The organism is Rathayibacter sp. PhB186 (genome assembly GCF_003751825.1).
Lineage (GTDB): Bacteria > Actinomycetota > Actinomycetes > Actinomycetales > Microbacteriaceae > Rathayibacter > Rathayibacter festucae.
Map to the genome: position 1 here is coordinate 36402 of NZ_RJKO01000004.1, position 18413 is coordinate 54814.

An 18413-nucleotide genomic window follows, 5' to 3' on the forward strand; every position below is an offset into this window, starting at 1 on the left:
CGTGGACGAGCTCGGCGCGATGCCCGCTCGGGACGACCGCTCTCGAGGTGTCCAACCCGGACTGCATCGTGATCGACTACCGCGGTCCGTCGACCTTCCCGATCGGAGAGGACGGTTGGAAAGCGATCCGGCCCGGGCCCGAGCAGACGGCTGTGCGGTCGACATCGACGAGAGCGGCGTGGCGAGACCACGAGCAGCGAGGTGACGTGCAGCGGCGTCGAGGCCCAGTCGGGCGGGCTCGTCTTGACGGCGAGCACTTCGGACCCCTACAGTCTCACCCAGCCGATTTAATCGATTAAATCGAAGTCATCTCGAAGAAGAGTGAGGGATCCGATGGTGAGTTCCGTCGATACACCGGCCCTGGAGCTGAGGCACGCGGCGAAGAGCTTCGGCCCGGTGATCGCCCTTCAGGACGGGACGATCGAGATCCTCCCCGGCGAGGTGCACGCACTCGTCGGCGAGAACGGCGCCGGCAAATCCACCCTGGTGAAGATCCTCGCCGGCCTGCACCTTCCTGATTCCGGAGATTTCCGAGTCGCCGGCGTGCCCGTGGTCTTCCGGAACGTCGCGGACAGCAAGCGCGCGGGGATCTCCGTGATCTACCAGGAGCCGACGCTGTTCCCCGACCTCACCGTCGCCGAGAACATCTTCGTCGGACGTCAGCCCCGGGGTCCGCTCGGGCTCATCAGTCGATCGCAGATGCGCCGTGATGCGCGTCGCCTCTTCAGCGACCTGGGCGTCCCGATCGATCCGGACCGCCTCGCCGAGGGTCTGTCGATCGCGGATCAGCAGATCATCGAGATCGCGAAGGCCATCTCGCTGAAGGCGCAGATCCTCGTCATGGACGAGCCGACCGCAGCCCTGTCCGGCGTCGAGGTCGAGCGGCTGTTCGCGGTTGCGCGCTCCCTGCGCGATCAGGGCACCGGCATCCTCTTCATCTCCCATCGGTTCGACGAGGTCTTCGCCCTCTGCGACCGGATCACCGTCATGCGCGACGGCCAGTACATCGGCACGCACCGGACCGCTGAGACGACTGTTCAGGCGATCGTCCGGGAGATGGTCGGACGAGACATCGACTCGCTCTTCCCGAAGCAGGTCGCGACGATCGGCGCCCCCGTCCTCGAGGTCGAGTCGCTCACCCGGGAGGGGGTCTTCCAGGATGTCTCCCTGACCGTCCGGGCGGGCGAGATCGTCGGTCTGGCCGGTCTCGTGGGGGCGGGGCGCACCGAGGTCGCCCGAGCCGTCTTCGGCATCGACAAGTACGACTCCGGATCGGTCACCCTCGCAGGTCGACCGCTCGCCCCGCACAGCACACGTGCGGCCATCGCCGCAGGGATCGGGTTCGTGCCCGAGGACCGACGGAAGCAGGGTCTGGTCATGGCCTTGTCGGTCGGCCGCAACACCGCCCTGACGCTGCGCAATCGCGTCGCCCGCTTCGGAATCATCGACGGACGGCGCGAGCGGGCACTCGCTGCACAGTGGAACGAGCGACTCCAGGTGAAGACGGCGACGCAGGACATCGCGGTGTCGACGCTCTCCGGCGGCAACCAGCAGAAGGTCGTTCTGGCGAAGTGGCTCGCCACCGATCCGGCACTTCTCATCGTCGACGAGCCCACTCGCGGTATCGACGTGGGCACCAAGGCAGAGGTTCACCGCCTCCTGAGCGATCTCGCCGGCCGGGGCATCGCCATTCTGATGATCTCGTCAGAGCTCCCGGAGGTGCTCGGCATGGCCGATCGCGTGATCGTCATGCGCGAGGGCCGAGTCTCCGGCCGCTTCGAGCGCGCCGATGCCACCCCTGAGGTCGTCATGCACGCCGCGACCGCCGGAGCGGAGGTCGTCCTGTGACCACGACGACCACTCCCACACGCCTCACGACCCGCGCCGCCGGACTGCTGCGCTTCCGCGAGCTCCCCGTCGCTGCCGGACTGATCGTCCTCGTCGTCGCGACGACCCTCGTGAACCCCCGCTTCCTCGCCCCGCAGAGCGTCAAGGATCTGATGCTCAACGCGACGATCCTGATGATCCTCGCCGCCGGGCAGTCGCTCGTCCTGATCACCAGGAACGTCGACCTGTCCGTCGGATCGATCCTCGGCATCAGCGGCTTCCTCACCGGCACCCTCTTCGCGTCGTCACCGGGGATCCCCATCCCTCTGGTCTTCCTCGCGGGGATCGCGATCGGGGCGCTGCTCGGCGGGATCAACGGACTCCTCGTGACGAGCGTCAAGGTGCCCGCCCTGGTCATCACCCTCGGAACCCTCTACATCTACCGGGGTGTCAACAACGCCTGGGCCGGTGGACGCGAGTACTTCTCCGGCGATCGGCCGCAGGCGTTCGGCGACCTCTCCGTCGACACCTTCCTCGGTGTCCCGCTCATCACGATCGTGGCCGTGCTGGTCATCGCCGTGCTCGCCGTCGTCCTGGCCGGCACTCGGCCGGGCCGCGATCTGTACGCGATCGGCTCCGACCCCGATGCTGCGACCGCCTTCGGCATCCGGAGCGGGACCCGCGTGTTCACCGCGTTCCTCGTCAACGGCGCCCTGGCCGGGCTCGCCGGCGTCCTCTACGCCTCCCGCTTCAGCTCGGTCGGCGCGACCACCGGTTCCGGGCTCGAGCTCGACGTGGTCGCGGCGGCGGTCGTCGGCGGGGTCGCGATCTCCGGTGGCTCCGGCACCGTCATAGGAGCAGCGATCGGCGCGCTCCTGCTGACCACGATCACCAGCTCTCTGACCGCCGTGCAGATCGACAAGTTCTGGCAGCAGGCCGTGGTCGGCGCCCTCATCCTCCTGGCGATCATCGTCGATCGGATCGCCGCTCTCCGCACCGCCAGGCGCAACCGAATCAGCGAGGCACGGAAATGACCCGCACCGAATCCCTCCGCACCGTCACCACAGGCCCGGCCCGTCGGCGTGCTCGACCGCTCCGCGTCCTCGCGAGCCGCGACGGCCTCCTCGTCGCCCTCCTGCTGGTCGTGCTGATCGCCGCCGCACTGCTGCAGCCACGCTTCGCCTCTCCGATCACAGCGGGCTACCTGCTGCTCAATGCGGTACCGGCGCTGCTCATCGCCCTCCCGATGACTCTCATCATCATCACCGGTGAGATCGATCTGTCGGTCGCGAGCATCGTCGGACTGAGCACGACGACGATCGGATCCCTGACGGTGGCCGGAGTCGACTACGTCCCCGCCGTGCTCGCCGCGATCGCTGTCGGTCTTCTGGCGGGAGCCGTCAACGGGGCTCTCATCGCCTTCGTGGGGCTCCCCTCTCTGGCGGTCACGATCGGAACGCTCGCGCTCTACCGAGGATTCACCCTCGTCGTGATCGGCGACGTCTCCGTGTCGAGCAGTCAGTATCCGGAGGGTTTCGTCGGATTCGTCAACTCGAAGCTCGGCGCCACCGGCATCCCCGTGCTGATCCTGCCGGTCCTGCTCATCGTTCTGGTGTTCGCGGCGATCCTGCACATCACGCCCTTCGGCCGCGGCCTGTACGCCCTCGGCTACAGCGCGGAAGCGGCGAGCTTCGTCGGCATCCGCGTCCCGCTCTCGAAGTTCTGGCTCTACGTCGCGAGCGGCCTCACCTGCAGCCTCGTCGGGGTCTTCTGGGGCGTCTACTACAGCGCCCGCAGCGACAGTGCATCAGGCCTCGAGCTGACGGTGATCGCGGCGGTCCTGCTCGGAGGCGTCTCCATCTTCGGCGGGCGCGGATCGATCCTCGGAGCCGTCTGCGGCGTCCTGCTCATCGCCACCGTGAACTACGTCCTCCGGCTCCAGCGGATCCCCGACGTGACCCTCGTGATCATCACCGGTTCACTGCTCATCCTGTCGGTCGTCGCGCCGGCCGTCACCGCCTCCCTGACCCGGAGGATGCACGTCAGACGAACCCACCGCTCCCTGCCCTCGGCCGATCACGCCTGAGAGTGCCGAGCCGAGCGCAGTCCCGGCTTCCCCACCGCCCCCCTTCCGAGACACAACCCACCACCAAGGAGAAACAACGATGTTCACTCACTCCACGCCGCGCCGACCCGGCCGTGCGGCAGCAGCGATCGCGGCCGCAGCAGCGCTCGCCCTCACCCTCAGCGCCTGTGCCGGCGGTGACGCAGGCACCTCCGAGGGAGGATCCGGCTCGAGCGACGGCGCGAGCATCACGTTCATCCCCAAGAACCTGAACAACCCCTACATCAGCCTCGAGCTCTCCGGCGCGAAGGACGCAGCCGAGGAGCTCGGCTTCACCTACAACGAGGCCGCCGCTCTGGACGCGGGCGCAGACAGCCAGATCCCGTTCATCCAGACCGAGGTCCAGAACGGCACGCAGATCATCGCTGTCTCGCCGAACGACCCCGACGCCGTCTGCCCCGCACTCGAGGACGCCCGTGCCGGCGGCGCGAAGATCATCACCTTCGACTCCGACTCAGCGACCGAATGCCGCGACCTGTTCATCAACCAGACCTCCGTCGAGGGCGTCGCCGCGGGCCAGCTCGAGCAGCTCTACGACCAGATCGGCGGGACAGGCGAGATCGCGGTACTGTCCGCCACAGCCGCTGCGCCGAACCAGAACGCCTGGATCGCCGCGATGGAGGAGCAGATCGCCGAGAACCCGGACTACGAGTGGGACCTCGTCACCACCGTCTACGGCGACGACGACGACACCAAGTCGTTCCAGGAGGCCCAGGGCCTGCTCCAGTCGTACCCGGACCTGAAGGGCATCATCTCGCCCACCACGGTCGGGATCGCCGCGACTGCCCGCTACCTCTCCACGTCGGAGTACAAGGGGAAGGTCGCCCTCGTCGGACTGGGGCTGCCCGGCCAGATGAAGGAGTACATCGAGGACGGCACCGTCACCGCCTTCGCCCTGTGGGACCCGTCGCAGGTCGGCTACCTCACGGCGTTCGCGGGAAAGGCGCTGCTCGACGGCACCATCACCGGCGCCGAGGGCGATACGTTCGACGCAGGGGAGCTCGGCTCCTACACCGTGGGAGAAGACGGCCTGGTCATCGTCGGCGAGCTGCTCAAGTTCGACGCCGAGAACATCGACCAGTACGACTACATCTCCTTCTGACCCAGAAGCAGAGGCGGGCGCACTCCGGCGCGCTCGCCCCTGCAGCACCTCGACCCCCGGGAGCTCGCGATGAAGCGCATCTGCTTCACTCTCCAGTTGGATCCGGCACGGCTGACGGAGTACAAGCGTCGCCACGCCGCCGTCTGGGCTGACATGCTCGACGCCCTGGCGGCGAACGGCTGGCACAACTATTCGCTGTTCGTCCGCGACGACGGGCTCCTGGTCGGTTACTTCGAGACACAGGACCTTGACGCAGCGCTCTCCGGGATGGCCGAGACGGAGGTCAACGCCCGGTGGCAGTCGGAGATGGCGGAGTTCTTCCTCGAGCTCGATGGAGCACCGGACGAGGGCTTCACTCCGCTCGAGGAGGCCTTCCACCTCGAGGATCAGCTGGCTCTGATCAGCGAGAGCCGTAGGCCGTGAGAGGCGCCGGCGACATCGGCGTGGCTGCCGTCGCTCGTCTAGCAGGCGTGTCGACCGCGACCGTCTCCAACGTCATCAACCGCCCGCATCTGGTCTCCGACGATACTCAGGCCAAAGTCAGGGCGGCCATCGACGAGCTCGACTTCGTCCCGAATCGAGCTGCGGCGACGCTGCGAACGGGGAGCAGCCGCCTCATCGGGCTCGTCATCCCGGATGTCGTCAACCCGTTCTACGCCGCCATCGTCGACGCCGTCGTCGAGGCCGCGGACCGGGAGCGCTACGCCGTGTCGTTGTGCGTCAGTCACGAGGATCCCGACAAGGAGCTCCGCCACTTCGACATCCTCGCCGAGCACCGCGCTGCCGGTGCGCTCGTCGTCCCCGTCACAGCGGATCCCTCCCGGCTCTCGCAACTGCAGGTGGTCGGAGCGCGACTCATCCTGGTCGACCGGAAAGCCGACGAGTCGACCATGTGCTCGGTCTCGACGGACGACGTACTCGGAGGCCAGCTCGCCATCGAGCACCTCCTCACCCAGCCCGGTGTCGGGATCACCCTTGTGAACGGATCGCGATCGATCACGCAGTGCGAGGACCGCCACCGCGGCGCCGCGCGTGCACTCGCCACCGCCGATCCGGGATCGGCCCTGACCGAGATCGAAGTGCCGGAGATGACGATCGAGGAGGGCGTCGCCGTCGGCATCCGCATCGCTCGATCGGATCTGCCTCGTCGCGTGTTCTGCACGAACGACCAGCTCGCCGTCGGGGTCCTGCGCGGACTCGCCTCCGAGGGACTGCATGCACCCGCCGACGTCACCGTCGTCGGCTACGGCGACCTCGCACTCGGCACGGAGGAGGCGCTGCGGCTCACCACGATCGGTCAGCCGAAGCAGGAGATGGGCCGCACAGCCGTGCTCCGCCTCCTCGAGGAGATCAGCGAAGGCCGCAGCCACCGGCACCGCGCCACCGTCTTCCAGCCCGGTCTCGTACCCCGCAGCACGACTCGCCCTTAGATCGCAACGCCGAGCTCGCGCCGCAAGCACTCCTCTGTGCTCCACATTTAATCGATTGAACGTTCGAACGGAAGAATGATGCCCGACCTCTCGAAGCCGATTCCTGCACTCCTGCCGCCGGTCCAGCGCCGCCGAACCCGCATCGGCCTCGTCGCCGGCGGCCTCGGGACCTACTGGCCGCAGTTCCCCGAGCTGCTCCCGCAGCTGCAGGCGTCATCCCGCTACGTCTCGGAGCGTTTCGCAGCGATGGACGCCGAAGTGGTCGATGTCGGCTTCATCTCCGACGCCCAGGAGGGTGGCGCGGCTGCGGAAAAGCTTCGTCTCGCGGACTGCGACCTGATCGTCTTGTTCCTCACGACCTACCTCACCTCGTCGATGGTGCTGCCGATCGCACAGCGGTCGAAGACCCCGGTGCTGGTCATTGATCTCCAGCCCACCGAGAAGATGGACCACGCCTCCTTCGACACCGGCGCGTGGCTCGCCTACTGCGGGCAGTGCCCGGTCCCCGAGGTGGGCAACGTCTTCCGGCGCGCGGGCATCCCGTTCCGCTCGGTCTCCGGCTACCTGAAGCAGGAGTCCGCATGGCGGCGCATCGAGCAGTGGATCAACGCCGCGCACATCAGAGCGGCCGTGCGCCATGCCCGCCACGGGCTGATGGGTCACCTCTACCCGGGAATGCTCGACGTCTCCACCGATCTCACCCTGCTCCCGGTCACCTTCGGCTCGCATGTCGAAGTGCTCGAGTTCGACGACCTGCGGGTCCGAGTCGAGAAGGTCACCGCCACGGAGGTCGAGGACCGGATGGCTCTCGCGCGCGAGCTGTTCACTCTCGACGACTCGGTCTCGGAGGAGGACTTCGCGTGGGGTGCGCAGGTGTCGGTCGGGCTCGATCGCCTCGTCGAGGACTTCGAGCTCGACACTCTCGCTTACTACCACCGTGGCCTCGACGGTGAGCAGCACGAGCGGCTCGGAGCCGGAATGATCCTTGGCGCTTCACTCCTCACCGCGCGTGGTCTTCCGGTCACCGGCGAGTACGAGCTGCGAACCACCGTCGCGCAGCTCGCGACGCAGGTGATCGGCGCGGGCGGCTCGTTCTGCGAGATCCAGGCGTTGAACTTCGACGACGGCGTCGTCGAGATGGGCCATGACGGCCCCGCGCACCTCGCTGTCTCCTCGCGCGACCCCCTCCTGCGCGGCCTCGGGACGTACCACGGCAAGCGCGGCTGGGGGATCTCCGTCGAGTTCGACGTGCAGCACGGACCCGTCACCCTCCTCGGCCTCGGCCAGGACGCCGACGGGCGCCTCTCTTTCATCGCCTCCGAAGGGCAGGTCGTCCCCGGCCCGCTCCTCGCGATCGGGAACACCACGAGCCGGGTCGACTTCGGCCGGGATCCCGGCGAATGGGTCGACGACTGGTCCGCGACAGGCGTCGGCCACCACTGGTCGCTCTCGATCGGCCATCGAGCAGGCGATTACCGGGCCGCTGCCTCTCTGCTCGGCATCGATTTCCGGAGCGTCTGAGGTGGGGGAGCAGGAGCGGCCTGTCCACGTGGTGGCGATCCTCACCGGGAAACCCGGCTGCGGTGGCCGCATCATCGAGTCCTTCCGACAGGTGTCACCTCTCGTTCATGAGGAGCAGGGCTGTGAGCTCTACGCCGCGCATCTCGAGCAGGGCGGCGACACCGTCGTGATGATCGAACGCTGGAGCACGCGAGCGGACCTCGACGCTCACGCTTCCGGAGCTCCGCTCGCCGAGCTGAACCGGCTCAATGAGGGGCTGCTGGTGAGCCCATACGATGTCTGGTTCCTCGACCCAGTTTCACTCGGCGACGAGCGGAAGGGTGTGCTTCAGCACTGACGCCGACCCGCGACCGTGCGTGCTCGCGCTCGTGACGAGCGTCAGCCGTCGAGCGTCGCGGCGAGCCTGAGCGCTGAAGCGTGCAGTGCCGCCACCCAGCGCTCGCTGTTCTCGAGAGCGACACGGTGCGCCGGACCGGACACCGAGAGGGCGACGGCGATCGAGGTCGACGGTGCGGCGACAGCGAAGCAGCGGGACCCGGTCTCGTACTCTCCCTCATCGACCGCGAACCCCCGTTGTCGCACCATGGTGATCTCCGCCATGAACGACTCGACGTCGGTGATCGTGGTGTCCGTGTATCGGGGCATGCCGCTGTCAGCGAGCACTCCGCGGATCCGCTCGTCCGGCAGGGCGGCCAGAAGGGCCTTTCCCACGCCGGAGGAGTGCGGATGCACGCGACGTCCGACCTCGGTGAAGGTTCGCATCGAGTAGCGGCTGGGGACCTGAGCGATGTACGTCACCATGCTCCCGTCGAGAGAGGCGAGATTCGCCGTCTCGCCGAGCTCATCCACCAGGGCAGTCAGCTCGGGAAGAGCCCACGTCCCGAGCAGCCGGCTAGCGCGCTCTCCGATCCGGATCAGCCCGGGTCCGAGTGCGTAGCGACGGTCGTCGAGCTGGCGGATGTAGCCGCGGTCGGTCAGGGTCGCGGCGATCCGGTGGATCGTCGCCTTCGGCAGCCCGAGTGCCGAGCTGATGTCCGCGAGGCTCGCCGTTCCGCCGCGGTCGCCGATCACCTCCACGATGCTGACCGCTCGATCGACGGACTGGACGGAGTTCGAGCTCGAGGATCGATCGGTCATAGTTCCATGATGCGGAACAACCGTTCCGTTCTGGTTACGGTCCTGTTTCGAGTCGTTACGGTCTCGTTGCTCAGCCTTCCGGAGGCATTTCTCCTGCGTACCGTTCCTGAGGTCGGGCTGCCCGATGCGGTGGACACCGGACCAGGAGGAGACAGATGGACGCGATGCAGGCGACGGATGCCCGGAGTGTCGTCCCGCCGATGGTCTCGGCGGTCGATGTCGTCGTCGAGTACCAGGTCAAGAAGCGGGAGAGTGTGCGCGCTCTCGACGGCTTCGACTTCTCCGCCGCAGCGGGCGAGTTCGTGGCGATCCTCGGCCCCTCGGGCTGCGGCAAGTCGACCTTCCTGCGCGCCCTGGCCGGCCTCGAGACGATCGGATCGGGATCGGTCCGGATCGAGGGCGCCGCGCCAGCAGCGATGGTGAAAGACCATCGCGTCGGCGTCGCCTTCCAAGACCACGCCCTCCTGCCGTGGGCGTCCGTGCGCGAGAACCTGCGGCTGCCCTTCAAGGTCGCGCGACGCCCGGTCGATGAGAAGCGCATCGACGAGCTCCTGGCTCTGGTCGGACTGTCCCGCTTCGCCGACGCTCGACCCTCGCAGCTCTCCGGGGGGATGCGTCAGCGCGTCTCCATCGCCCGCGCCCTGATGCTTCACCCCGAGCTGCTTCTCCTCGATGAGCCGTTCGGGGCGCTGGACGCGGTGACCAGGCGTCATCTGAACGGCGAGCTGCAGCGGATCTGGATGGCGGAGGCCGTCACGACGGTCCTCGTCACCCACTCGGTCGAGGAAGCGGTCAGCCTCGCCGATCGCATCGTCGTGATGACGGGGCGCCCGGGACGGGTCCTCTTCGAGCGAGTCGTCGACTTCCCTCGGCCTCGAGGTGAGGAGATCGCTCGATCGCCCGAGTTCCACGAGCTCGTCGACAGCTTGACGGCAGCCCTCGACGGCCGCGATCGCACGGACGCCGCATGAGCCGCTACCTCATCGACCGGCGCCCGACGCGCCCCGCCGCGCGGACCGCCATCGGCGCCGTCGGCGCCGTCTTCTCACTCCTCGCCTGGGAGGCGATCGCAGCGAGCGGAGCTCTCGGCGCGCGTCTGCCCACCCCGTCCTCGATCGTCGTCGGCATGAGCGATCCGGTACTCAACGGGATCATCGGCCGCGCGCTCGCGGCGACCCTGCCGCAAGCCGGGATCGCGCTCCTGCTCGGCGTGGTGCTCGGCGTCGGCGCCGCCCTCCTGCAGCTGCTGATCCCGCGAGCAGAACGATCAGTGCATCGCCTCGCGTCCCTCCTGGACGCCGTACCGGCAGTCATCCTCTCGCCGATTCTCGTCACGCTCTTCGGGGTCGCTCGCGTGCCGGTCGTGGTCGGCACGCTCGGCGTCTTCTTCGCTGTCTTCGTGACGACGTCGAGCGGCTTCCTCACCGCCCCACGCCCGAGTGCCGATTACGTCCGAACCACCGGAGGCTCACGTCTGGCCCTGTTCCGCTACGTGCAGGCGCCGGCTGCTCTCCCGGGGTTCGTCGACGGCCTCCGGCTCGCAGCCCCCAACGCCCTCCTCGGCACCATGTTCGGGGAGTGGTTCGGGTCCTCGACCGGCCTCGGCGTGCTCATCCAGGTCTCCTGGCAGCGCTTCCAGGTCGACCTGCTCTGGTCGGCCGCCCTCGTCGCCACAGCGCTCGCGATCGTGCTCCTGATCGTCGCCGGCGCCCTCTCCCGGATCACCGCACGGAGGTTCTCATGACGCGGCTCGATCCTGGCCGCGTGACCGCGACGCGTGCTCTCGCGGTGGTCCCTCCTCGTCGGCTCGACGTCCGCCCGATGCTGGGCTGGCTCGCGCTCGTCCTGTCGATCATCCTGCTCTGGGCGCTCGTCGTCCGCGTGCTCTCCGTGCCCGCGATCATCGCTCCCGACCCGTTCGTCGTCCTCGGCGACCTGTGGGTCTCCCGAGACCGGTACACGCTCGCACTCGGGCAGACGATCCTCACGGCCGCAGGGGGGCTGCTGCTGGGAACCGTGATCGCCCTTGTGCTCGCCGTCGCGGCCTGGTGGTCCGCATCGGCGGACGCCGCGTCGCGCCCCCTGGTCTACTTCCTGCAGGCGATCCCGATGACGGCGTTGATCCCGGTGGTCTCCGGACTCGTCGGCTACGGATACGGGGCGGTGATCACCTTGACCACGCTCTCGACGCTGTTCCCCACCTACGTGATCGTGGGGACCGCGCTCGCCTCGCCTCCCGGCAGCTCCGTGCAGGTGATGGCCGCCCTGGGCGCTACGCGAGGACAGCTCCTGCGCCATGTCGCTCTGCCCGCCGCACTTCCCAGCCTCTTCGTCGCCCTTCAGCTCGGAGCGACGTTGGCGATCCTCGGCAGCTTCGCGACGGAGTACTTGCAGGGCGGCTGGGGCCTCGGCGGTCTCTTCGCCCTCGCTCGCCGCGAGTTCTCGAATCCCGCGATGCCGTGGGGGATCGCGATCCTCGCCACGCTGCTCTCCGCACTCAGCTACGCACTCTTCCACGCCTTGGCTCAACGCGTCGCCTCCCGCTTCGCCTGATCGACCGTCCTGCCGCTCGACCGACCCGCACCCGCCGTGGTGCGCGGAAGATCGCCCTTCCTGTTCCCCTCTCCTTCCCCTGTCCTCGAAAGGACCACCATCGTGACAATCACTCGACCGAGCCTTCTGCGCACCATCACGACGGCGGCTGCCGTCGGTGTCCTCACCGTCGGCCTCGCTGCGTGCTCGGCCGGCACGACCGAGTCCGCTCCCGGCTCCACCACTGTGGACGTGCAGCTGGGCTGGGTGCTGAATCCTCAGTTCGGCGCGTTCGAGCTCGCCGACCAGGAGGGCTACTGGGCCGACGAGGAGCTCACCGTGAACCTCGCTCCTGGCGGATCCAACGCGATCAAGGGCGAGCAGGCACTGGCCGGCGGAACGGCGCAGATCGCGACCTCGGACGACCTGTATTCGATCGTCTCGGCACAGCAGGCCGGAACCGACATCGTCGTCCTCGGCGCAGTCATCCAGACCACGCTCAGCGGTGTGGTCTCGCTCTCCGACGACCCGATCGAGAGCCTCGAGGACTTCGAGGGCCGCACGCTCGGAATCGATCCCGCCGCCGCCGATCGCTACAAGAAGGCGATGGTCAAGGAGGGGATCGATCCCGACTCGTGGTCCGCGATCGCCACCTCGGACGCCAATGCACTCGTCCAGGGCCAGGTCAGCGGAATCGGCGCCTTCCAGACGAGCCAGCCTGTCGAACTCGAGCTGCAGGGCTACGAGACCGACTGGCTCAGCGCCGAGTCGCTGGGCTTCCCGGACTACAACATCTACATCATCACCACGCGCGAGTTCCTCGACTCCGATCGCGACACCGTCGTCGGCTTCATGCGCGGCTTGACGAAGGGTGCTGAGCGCGCTGAAGCCGACCCCACCGCCGTCGCCGAGGCATCGGTGAACGTCTACGGTGCCGACCTCGGCCAGGATCCTGAGTCGGCACAGCTCCAGGCGGAGGATCTCGCCGAGGCGATGAACAGCGAGTACACCGACCAGCACGGTCTTCTCCGCGTCGACCCGGAGAAGATCTCCGGCCCGATCACCGAGTCTCTCGTCGACCTCTACGGCATGACCGACGTCCCCGGAGTCGACGACATTCTCGACCAGTCCGTTCTGGACGAGGTCTACGGCGACTCGACCTCGCTCCTCGACGACGCCTCCTGACGACCGGGACCCCTCCCTCTCTTCAGGAGGGGTCCCTCTCACCACGTGCCACCGCGATCCCGAAGGACACCATGACGTACCCTCTCGCCCTCATCACGAGTCGTCTCAGCGATCGCCTGATCGCCGACGCGCGGTCCCGGACCGTTCCCACCCCGTTCGGCGAAGCGATCGTCGTGACCGGCGAAGTAGCCGGCGTACCGACGGTGGCACTCGAGCGCTACGGGCCCCAGCTGAGCATTCCGAGTCACAAGATCAACTACCGCGCGAACATCTGGGCGCTGCGCTCCTTGGGCGCGCGGTCGGTGATCTCCCAGAACGCGATCGGCTCGCTCAACCGCATGCTGCGGCCCGGGGACATCGTCATCTCCGACGATCTCCTCGATCGCACGCAAGGGCGCAAGAGCTCCTTCTTCGACGAACTCGACGCCTGGGTGCGAGTCGACATGACGACTCCCTTCTGCCACCGCATCCGAAGCCCTCTGATCGATGCGACAGCGGCACTGACCGAGCGGTACTTCCCGGTCGGGACGTTCGCGTGCTTCCAAGGACCGCGACTCGAGACTCCGGCCGAGGTCAGGGCGCTCGCTCGCGAGGGCGGTGACATCGTGGGGACCCCCGTTGCGACCGAGACCATCCTGGCGAAGGAGGCGGGGCTGTGCTTCGCATCGATCGCCCCCATCATCAACTGGGGCTCCGGACTCGCCCCGGAGGTCAATCACGCAGCGATGAACGACTTCTACTACAGCTCGGGGCTGCACGAGCGCGTCGAGGACGCGATCGCAGGAGCTGCCGGGATGATCGACCACCAGGCGGACTGCTCCTGCCACGCCTCGCTGGACTCCGCCTACTTCGGGGAGCGCCCCGACTGGCTCGACGACTGGCGGATGCCGGAATCGGCGGCATGATCCGCCCGCGCGTCGATGTCCTGCTCGCCGGGGCGCCCGTGACCTCGAGCAGAGGCTTCGCCGGCGTCTCGACGGTCGCCCTCGTCTCGTCCGGAGAACGACGGATCCTGATCGACACGGGCGGACTCGGCGATCGCCCCGGTCTCGAGAGCGGTCTTGCAGCCGCCGGCCTTCGCTTCGAGGACATCGACACGGTGGTCCTCACTCACCTGCACTTCGACCACGCCGCCAACGCAGAGCTCTTCCCTCGGGCCGACCTCGTCGTGCACGAGGCGGAGCTCGCTCACGCGACTCAGAGTCCGCACGGTGCGGGATACTCGGCCCAGATCACTGCAGCGGTCGCTGATCACGCCGGACTCAAGGCCTGCACAGTGGCCGAGCTGCTCCTCACGCCGGGTGTCGTCGTCCTGCACACCCCGGGCCACACCCCCGGCTCGATCTCGGTGCTCGTCGACGCGGAGGAACGCACCCTTGTGACCGGTGATGCGATCAAAGGTCGGGCCGACATCGCCGCTGGATCGCCGTCGGGCCCGACCACCGACGACGACGCATGGATCGAGAGTGCGCGCCGCATCATCGCCGGAGCCGACACCGTGCTTCCGGGTCACGATGTCGCACTCGACCTCGACTCCGGATCGGTCGCACCACGCGGTACCGCCGTCTCGCCGTTCGAGCTCTCCCCGGGGGCGCAGCGAGCAGAATCCTTCCGCCCGGCGAGCTCGCTCGACTTCCACGGACGCGGCATCCGATGATCACCGTCATCGAGCACGCCGTCGTCCTCACGATGAACGCCGAGGACGACGCCTACGTGGACGGCACCGTCCTCATCGACGGCGCCGACATCGCCTGGGTCGGCCCTGCGGACGCTGCCCCGGAACGCCCGTCCGGTGCACGTGTTCTCGACGGCTCCGGCAGCGTCGTCCTCCCGGGCATGGTCAACACGCACACGCATGCAGGGCTCTCGACCTGGCGCGGGCTCGCGGACGACCAGGACTTCCCCGGCTGGGTGGCCGCGATCGCCCCTCACACGTCCGTTCTCTCCGTCGAAGACGTCCGCCGCGGAGCCGCCATCGCGGTCGACGCCATGCTCGATGCGGGCGTCACCTGCGCGTGCGACTGCACCCGGTACGGCGCAGGAGAGTTCTCCGACGCTGCGTCTTCGCGCGGCCTGAGGAGCCTCTCCGGTGCGCTCGCGAACTCCCCGGAGCTCCGACCGGTAGGCCGACCGAATTGGCCACTCGCGCTCGAAGAGACGGACGCGGCCATGGCCGCTCACTCCGGCGATCCGCTGGCTCGCTTCTACCTCGGAGCGCACGCCCCGTACTCCTGCACGCCCGATCTCGTCCGCGAAATCGATGCGGAGGCTAGGCAACGAGGGCTCCCGTTCGTGATCCATCTCGCCGAGACGCAGCGCGAAGCAGAGGAACTGCGCAACGCGACGGGACTGAGTCCGGCGCGCTGGCTGGACGCGACGGGAGCGCTGCGTCCCGGCACGCTCCTCGCGCACGGCGTCTGGCTGGACGACGACGATCTCGATCTCATAGCAGAGCGGGGAGCGGCAGTGGCGCACTGCCCCACGAGCAACGCGAAGCTCGCCTCCGGCATCGCGCCCTTGCTCGCGATGAGGGACCGTGGCATCACCGTGGGCCTCGGGACCGACAGCATGCTCAGCAACAACGGCCAGGACGTCCTCCACGAAGCGCGGCAGGCCTCCCTGCTGCAGCGCATCCGCCACGAGCGGCCGTGGATGCCCGAGGCAGCAGCGCTGCTGCGCGCCGCGACGATCGACGGGGCGCGCGCGCTCTCCTGGGACGACAGGATCGGAAGCCTCGAAATAGGCAAAGCCGCAGATCTGATCGTCTTCACCGTCTCCCATCCTCGAGGTCTCACTCTCGATCGCGTCCGCAGCGATCTTCTCTACTCCCTCGGTCGGGCGGACCTCCGCCTCGTGATGACCGAGGGACTCATCCGCCGTCACCGGCGCAGCACAGAGAGCACCACAGCATGACTACGACCGTCACCGCCCCGACCATCGAACTGACCGATGCTCTGGCTCTCCGCGCGCCGACGGCGGAGGTGCTGCACTGGGATCTGACCGGACCGGCGCCGGCCGAACGGATCGACATGGTGATCGCCCCGTACATGGCACCGGCCGCGGACCTCGCGCCGGTCGCCGAGTCGGATGTCGATGTCCTCCACCTGCAGAGCATCGGCTACGACGGCGTCGCCGCGGTGGCCGGTGCTTCGACCACCATCTGCAACGCGGCCGGCGCTCACGAGGAAGCCACGGCAGAACTGGCGCTGGCTCTCATCCTCGCCTCACGCCGAGGTCTCCCCGGGTTCCTCCAGGCTCAGAACGAGGAGCGGTGGGAGCAACGGTTCACGCTCGGGCTCCGCGGGCAGCGCGCGGTCGTCGTCGGTGCCGGCGGGATCGGCACGGCCGTCACCCGCATGCTCACCGCCTTCGGCGTCCAGGTCATCCGTGTCGGCCGGAGCTCACGGACCGACGCTGCCGGTGACGTCGTCGAGCGCGCGGGTCTCGAGGGGTTGCTCCCAGAGGCGGACGTCCTCGTCCTCGCGGTTCCCCTCGACGACTCGACACGAGGTCTCGTCGACGCCGCCTTCCTCGCAGCTCTTCCCGACTCGGCGCTCGTGGTCAATGTCGCGCGCGGGCCGGTCGTCGTGACCGAGGCCCTCATCGCCGAGCTGCGCACCGGTCGGCTGCACGCCGCGCTGGACGTGACCGATCCCGAGCCACTGCCCGCAGGACACCCGCTGTGGACCTGCCCGAACACCCTGATCGCACCTCACGTGGGAGGCAGGGTCTCGACGATGCAGGCCGATCTGGTGGACCTCCTGTCGCGCCAGATCCACCGGCTCGAGTCCGGCGAGACTCTCCTGAACGTCGTTGCGGGAGCACCGCGTTCGTGAGCCGAGCAGCCACGGCCGGTCTCGGCGCGGCGCCCCGTACACTCGACCTCGTGATCCGCCGTCCTGCGCGCCTCAGCCGGAGTGCTGTGGTCTTTGGCGATCACTCCTTCCGCAGCGACTTCTACGAGTAGCGAGGCTCGTCCTCGTCCCGTTCTCACCCGCAGTTGTCGCAAGGATCCTCGTCATGAACTCCCAAGCCAGTAATCACCGACCCTTCCGGTCGATCGGTCTCGTCGGAGCAGGCTTCCACGCCTCCACGAACCTCCATCCCGCTCTCCTCCTGGGCGGCGTTCCGATCGCGGGGCTGGCCACCCGCGATGCTGAGCGATCGACCCAGGCTCTGCAGAAACTCGGCAGCGATGCCCGTGGCCACGACTCGCTGGTCAGTCTCGTCGCCGACCCGGCTGTCGGGAGAGTGCTCGTCTGCGCTCAGCCCGAGGATCAGGTCGACCTCGCTCTTGCTGCCGTCGCTGCCGGCTGCGACGTTCTCGTCGAGAAGCCCCTCGGTCTCACCTCCGCTGACGCGCGCCGCGTCGCACGCGCGGCGGACGCCGCCGGCGTCGCCGTCTCCGTGGCCTTCATGAAGCGGCACGCACCCGTGTACCGCGAGCTGAGGGACCGCATGCGCACAGGGGAGCTCGGGACCGTGCGCTCGTTCTCGATCTCGTTCGGCTGCGACAGCACGCCCTTCTGCGCGAACGAGAGGGAATTCCTGACGCTCGCAGCGATCCACATGGTCGATCTCGTGCGATTCCTCTTCGGCGAAGTGGCGTCGCTCTCGGCGACACGGTCGACCGACGGCCCGCGGGTAGCGATCGCAGCCTCCGTCACAATGGCGTCCGGTGCCGTCGGCACTCTCGAACTGGTCGGCCTGCCTGGGCGGTCGTCAGAAACCGAGAGCGTGCGGGTCGACGCCGACGGCGGGTGGATGCAAAGCACCGAGCTTCACCGGCTCGAGATCCATCGCGCGCAGAGCGAAGCGTCCTGGGGGCGCCTCACAGAGTCGACCGAGGCACTCACCCCCGCTGAGAGCGCCATGTCCGGCGCCGGCCGCGATCTTCATCTGCGCGGATTCGTCGACGAGCTGCAGGCTTTCTCGCTCGACGGACGCGCAGACTGCGACGCCTGGAGCAACGTCCGGACGATGGAGCTGTGCGAGCGGATCCTCGATGCGTCGACTCCTGTCCCCACCTCCGCACCGCCGCTGGAGTTCGGTCCTCCTGGTCGCATCCGGGACGAGTTCATCGAGCGGATACGATCGGGCGCCAAGTCGGGATCGACGACTCTTCGTGCCTCGTACGAGAAGGCGGGTTCACCTGTTCCCGCCGTCGGGGACCGCCGCTCCGTCCTCGACTCCGACGGCCGAGTAGCCGTCGTGATCGAGTACTGCTCGGTGCTTACAGCCCCGCTCGGAATGGTTCCGGACTCGTATGTCGTGCACGAGGTCGCTGATCGTGAGCAATGGCTGCGCAGCCACCTCGAGTACTTCTCCACCCTGGAGGAGTCACTCGGACAACCGGGCAGCGTCAGGACGGGGACAGCCCTCGTCGAGGACGAAGTCGTAGCCACGACCTTCCGCGTCGTCGGCTGACTGGCAGACCTCTGCGGTGCGGGCCGGTCGATCTCCAACGGCATCGATCAGTCGACGTCCACGGGTGGCGGTCGGTGAGCATGCTCGCCACTCCGACAGAAGGGGGAACGCCAGCGCCGCCGCGTGG

Annotated in this window: 18 protein-coding genes; 17 read left to right on the forward strand and 1 reads right to left on the reverse strand. The window is 68.2% G+C overall.

Annotated features, from left to right (window positions below; all coding sequences use genetic code 11):
- Positions 1 to 333: 333 nt before the first annotated feature.
- The 8 genes from EDF45_RS11995 to EDF45_RS12030 all read left to right on the forward strand — a co-directional run bounded on the left by EDF45_RS11995 (position 334) and on the right by EDF45_RS12030 (position 8342).
- The gene (locus tag EDF45_RS11995) at positions 334 to 1848 is read left to right on the forward strand and encodes a sugar ABC transporter ATP-binding protein (RefSeq protein ID WP_123736528.1); all 1515 of its coding nucleotides are present in this window, start codon (positions 334 to 336) and stop codon (positions 1846 to 1848) included.
- On the forward strand, positions 1845 to 2861 hold the full coding sequence (locus EDF45_RS12000) for an ABC transporter permease (protein WP_123736527.1): 1017 nt from the start codon (positions 1845 to 1847) through the stop codon (positions 2859 to 2861). Before EDF45_RS11995 ends, EDF45_RS12000 begins: the two co-directional genes overlap by 4 nt.
- Positions 2858 to 3913, forward strand: coding sequence for an ABC transporter permease (locus EDF45_RS12005; protein WP_123736526.1), 1056 nt, complete (start codon positions 2858 to 2860; stop codon positions 3911 to 3913). Before EDF45_RS12000 ends, EDF45_RS12005 begins: the two co-directional genes overlap by 4 nt.
- A 79-nt stretch (positions 3914 to 3992) precedes the next feature.
- A complete protein-coding gene (locus EDF45_RS12010) occupies positions 3993 to 5054 on the forward strand; it encodes a rhamnose ABC transporter substrate-binding protein (protein ID WP_123736525.1) in 1062 nt (353 codons plus the stop codon).
- A gap of 69 nt (positions 5055 to 5123) precedes the next feature.
- Positions 5124 to 5477, forward strand: a complete 354-nt coding sequence (locus EDF45_RS12015) for an L-rhamnose mutarotase (protein ID WP_123736524.1) — start codon at positions 5124 to 5126, stop codon at positions 5475 to 5477.
- A gap of 20 nt (positions 5478 to 5497) precedes the next feature.
- Positions 5498 to 6484 carry a LacI family DNA-binding transcriptional regulator gene (locus EDF45_RS12020; protein ID WP_260312193.1) on the forward strand — a complete coding sequence of 329 codons (987 nt, stop codon included), beginning with the start codon at positions 5498 to 5500 and terminating at the stop codon, positions 6482 to 6484.
- A gap of 78 nt (positions 6485 to 6562) precedes the next feature.
- A complete protein-coding gene (locus tag EDF45_RS12025) occupies positions 6563 to 8005 on the forward strand; it encodes an L-fucose/L-arabinose isomerase family protein (RefSeq protein WP_221181124.1) in 1443 nt (480 codons plus the stop codon).
- 1 nt (position 8006) lies between these two features.
- Positions 8007 to 8342, forward strand: a complete 336-nt coding sequence (locus EDF45_RS12030; protein ID WP_185020161.1) for a putative quinol monooxygenase — start codon at positions 8007 to 8009, stop codon at positions 8340 to 8342.
- A gap of 41 nt (positions 8343 to 8383) precedes the next feature.
- Here the strand turns inward: EDF45_RS12030 and EDF45_RS12035 are convergent, their stop codons facing one another.
- Positions 8384 to 9142, reverse strand: a complete 759-nt coding sequence (locus EDF45_RS12035) for an IclR family transcriptional regulator (RefSeq protein WP_123736521.1) — start codon at positions 9140 to 9142, stop codon at positions 8384 to 8386.
- Between the two features lie 155 nt (positions 9143 to 9297).
- On the opposite strand from EDF45_RS12035, the gene EDF45_RS12040 reads away from it, so the two are divergent.
- From EDF45_RS12040 to EDF45_RS12080, 9 genes are all read left to right on the forward strand, one after another.
- Complete coding sequence (locus EDF45_RS12040; RefSeq protein WP_221181123.1) at positions 9298 to 10113, forward strand: ABC transporter ATP-binding protein; 816 nt, start codon at positions 9298 to 9300, stop codon at positions 10111 to 10113.
- Entirely contained in the window at positions 10110 to 10886 is a 777-nt protein-coding gene (locus EDF45_RS12045; RefSeq protein ID WP_123736520.1) for an ABC transporter permease, read from the forward strand. Before EDF45_RS12040 ends, EDF45_RS12045 begins: the two co-directional genes overlap by 4 nt.
- Before the next feature lie 20 nt (positions 10887 to 10906).
- A complete protein-coding gene (locus EDF45_RS12050; protein WP_185020162.1) occupies positions 10907 to 11695 on the forward strand; it encodes an ABC transporter permease in 789 nt (262 codons plus the stop codon).
- 102 nt (positions 11696 to 11797) lie between these two features.
- Complete coding sequence (locus tag EDF45_RS12055) at positions 11798 to 12859, forward strand: ABC transporter substrate-binding protein (RefSeq protein WP_185020163.1); 1062 nt, start codon at positions 11798 to 11800, stop codon at positions 12857 to 12859.
- A gap of 71 nt (positions 12860 to 12930) precedes the next feature.
- Positions 12931 to 13764: an MTAP family purine nucleoside phosphorylase gene (locus EDF45_RS12060; protein ID WP_123736517.1), complete on the forward strand. Its 834-nt coding sequence runs from the start codon at positions 12931 to 12933 to the stop codon at positions 13762 to 13764.
- The gene (locus EDF45_RS12065) at positions 13761 to 14516 is read left to right on the forward strand and encodes an N-acyl homoserine lactonase family protein (protein WP_123736516.1); all 756 of its coding nucleotides are present in this window, start codon (positions 13761 to 13763) and stop codon (positions 14514 to 14516) included. Before EDF45_RS12060 ends, EDF45_RS12065 begins: the two co-directional genes overlap by 4 nt.
- Before the next feature lie 56 nt (positions 14517 to 14572).
- Positions 14573 to 15772: an amidohydrolase family protein gene (locus tag EDF45_RS12070; protein WP_185020165.1), complete on the forward strand. Its 1200-nt coding sequence runs from the start codon at positions 14573 to 14575 to the stop codon at positions 15770 to 15772.
- Positions 15769 to 16695: an NAD(P)-dependent oxidoreductase gene (locus tag EDF45_RS12075; protein ID WP_123736514.1), complete on the forward strand. Its 927-nt coding sequence runs from the start codon at positions 15769 to 15771 to the stop codon at positions 16693 to 16695. The genes EDF45_RS12070 and EDF45_RS12075 overlap by 4 nt, the downstream gene beginning before the upstream one ends.
- Positions 16696 to 16879: 184 nt before the next feature.
- The gene (locus EDF45_RS12080; RefSeq protein WP_123736513.1) at positions 16880 to 18286 is read left to right on the forward strand and encodes a Gfo/Idh/MocA family oxidoreductase; all 1407 of its coding nucleotides are present in this window, start codon (positions 16880 to 16882) and stop codon (positions 18284 to 18286) included.
- The last annotated feature ends 127 nt before the right edge of the window (positions 18287 to 18413 follow it).

Coding starts and splice junctions, on each gene's coding strand:
- EDF45_RS12040 (WP_221181123.1), top strand. CDS start 9,298: ATGGACGCGATGCAGGCGACGGATGCCCGGAGTGTCGTCCCGCCGATG.
- EDF45_RS11995 (WP_123736528.1), top strand. CDS start 334: ATGGTGAGTTCCGTCGATACACCGGCCCTGGAGCTGAGGCACGCGGCG.
- EDF45_RS12065 (WP_123736516.1), top strand. CDS start 13,761: ATGATCCGCCCGCGCGTCGATGTCCTGCTCGCCGGGGCGCCCGTGACC.
- EDF45_RS12010 (WP_123736525.1), top strand. CDS start 3,993: ATGTTCACTCACTCCACGCCGCGCCGACCCGGCCGTGCGGCAGCAGCG.
- EDF45_RS12035 (WP_123736521.1), bottom strand. CDS start 9,142: ATGACCGATCGATCCTCGAGCTCGAACTCCGTCCAGTCCGTCGATCGA.
- EDF45_RS12015 (WP_123736524.1), top strand. CDS start 5,124: ATGAAGCGCATCTGCTTCACTCTCCAGTTGGATCCGGCACGGCTGACG.
- EDF45_RS12060 (WP_123736517.1), top strand. CDS start 12,931: ATGACGTACCCTCTCGCCCTCATCACGAGTCGTCTCAGCGATCGCCTG.
- EDF45_RS12075 (WP_123736514.1), top strand. CDS start 15,769: ATGACTACGACCGTCACCGCCCCGACCATCGAACTGACCGATGCTCTG.
- EDF45_RS12080 (WP_123736513.1), top strand. CDS start 16,880: ATGAACTCCCAAGCCAGTAATCACCGACCCTTCCGGTCGATCGGTCTC.
- EDF45_RS12025 (WP_221181124.1), top strand. CDS start 6,563: ATGCCCGACCTCTCGAAGCCGATTCCTGCACTCCTGCCGCCGGTCCAG.
- EDF45_RS12005 (WP_123736526.1), top strand. CDS start 2,858: ATGACCCGCACCGAATCCCTCCGCACCGTCACCACAGGCCCGGCCCGT.
- EDF45_RS12045 (WP_123736520.1), top strand. CDS start 10,110: ATGAGCCGCTACCTCATCGACCGGCGCCCGACGCGCCCCGCCGCGCGG.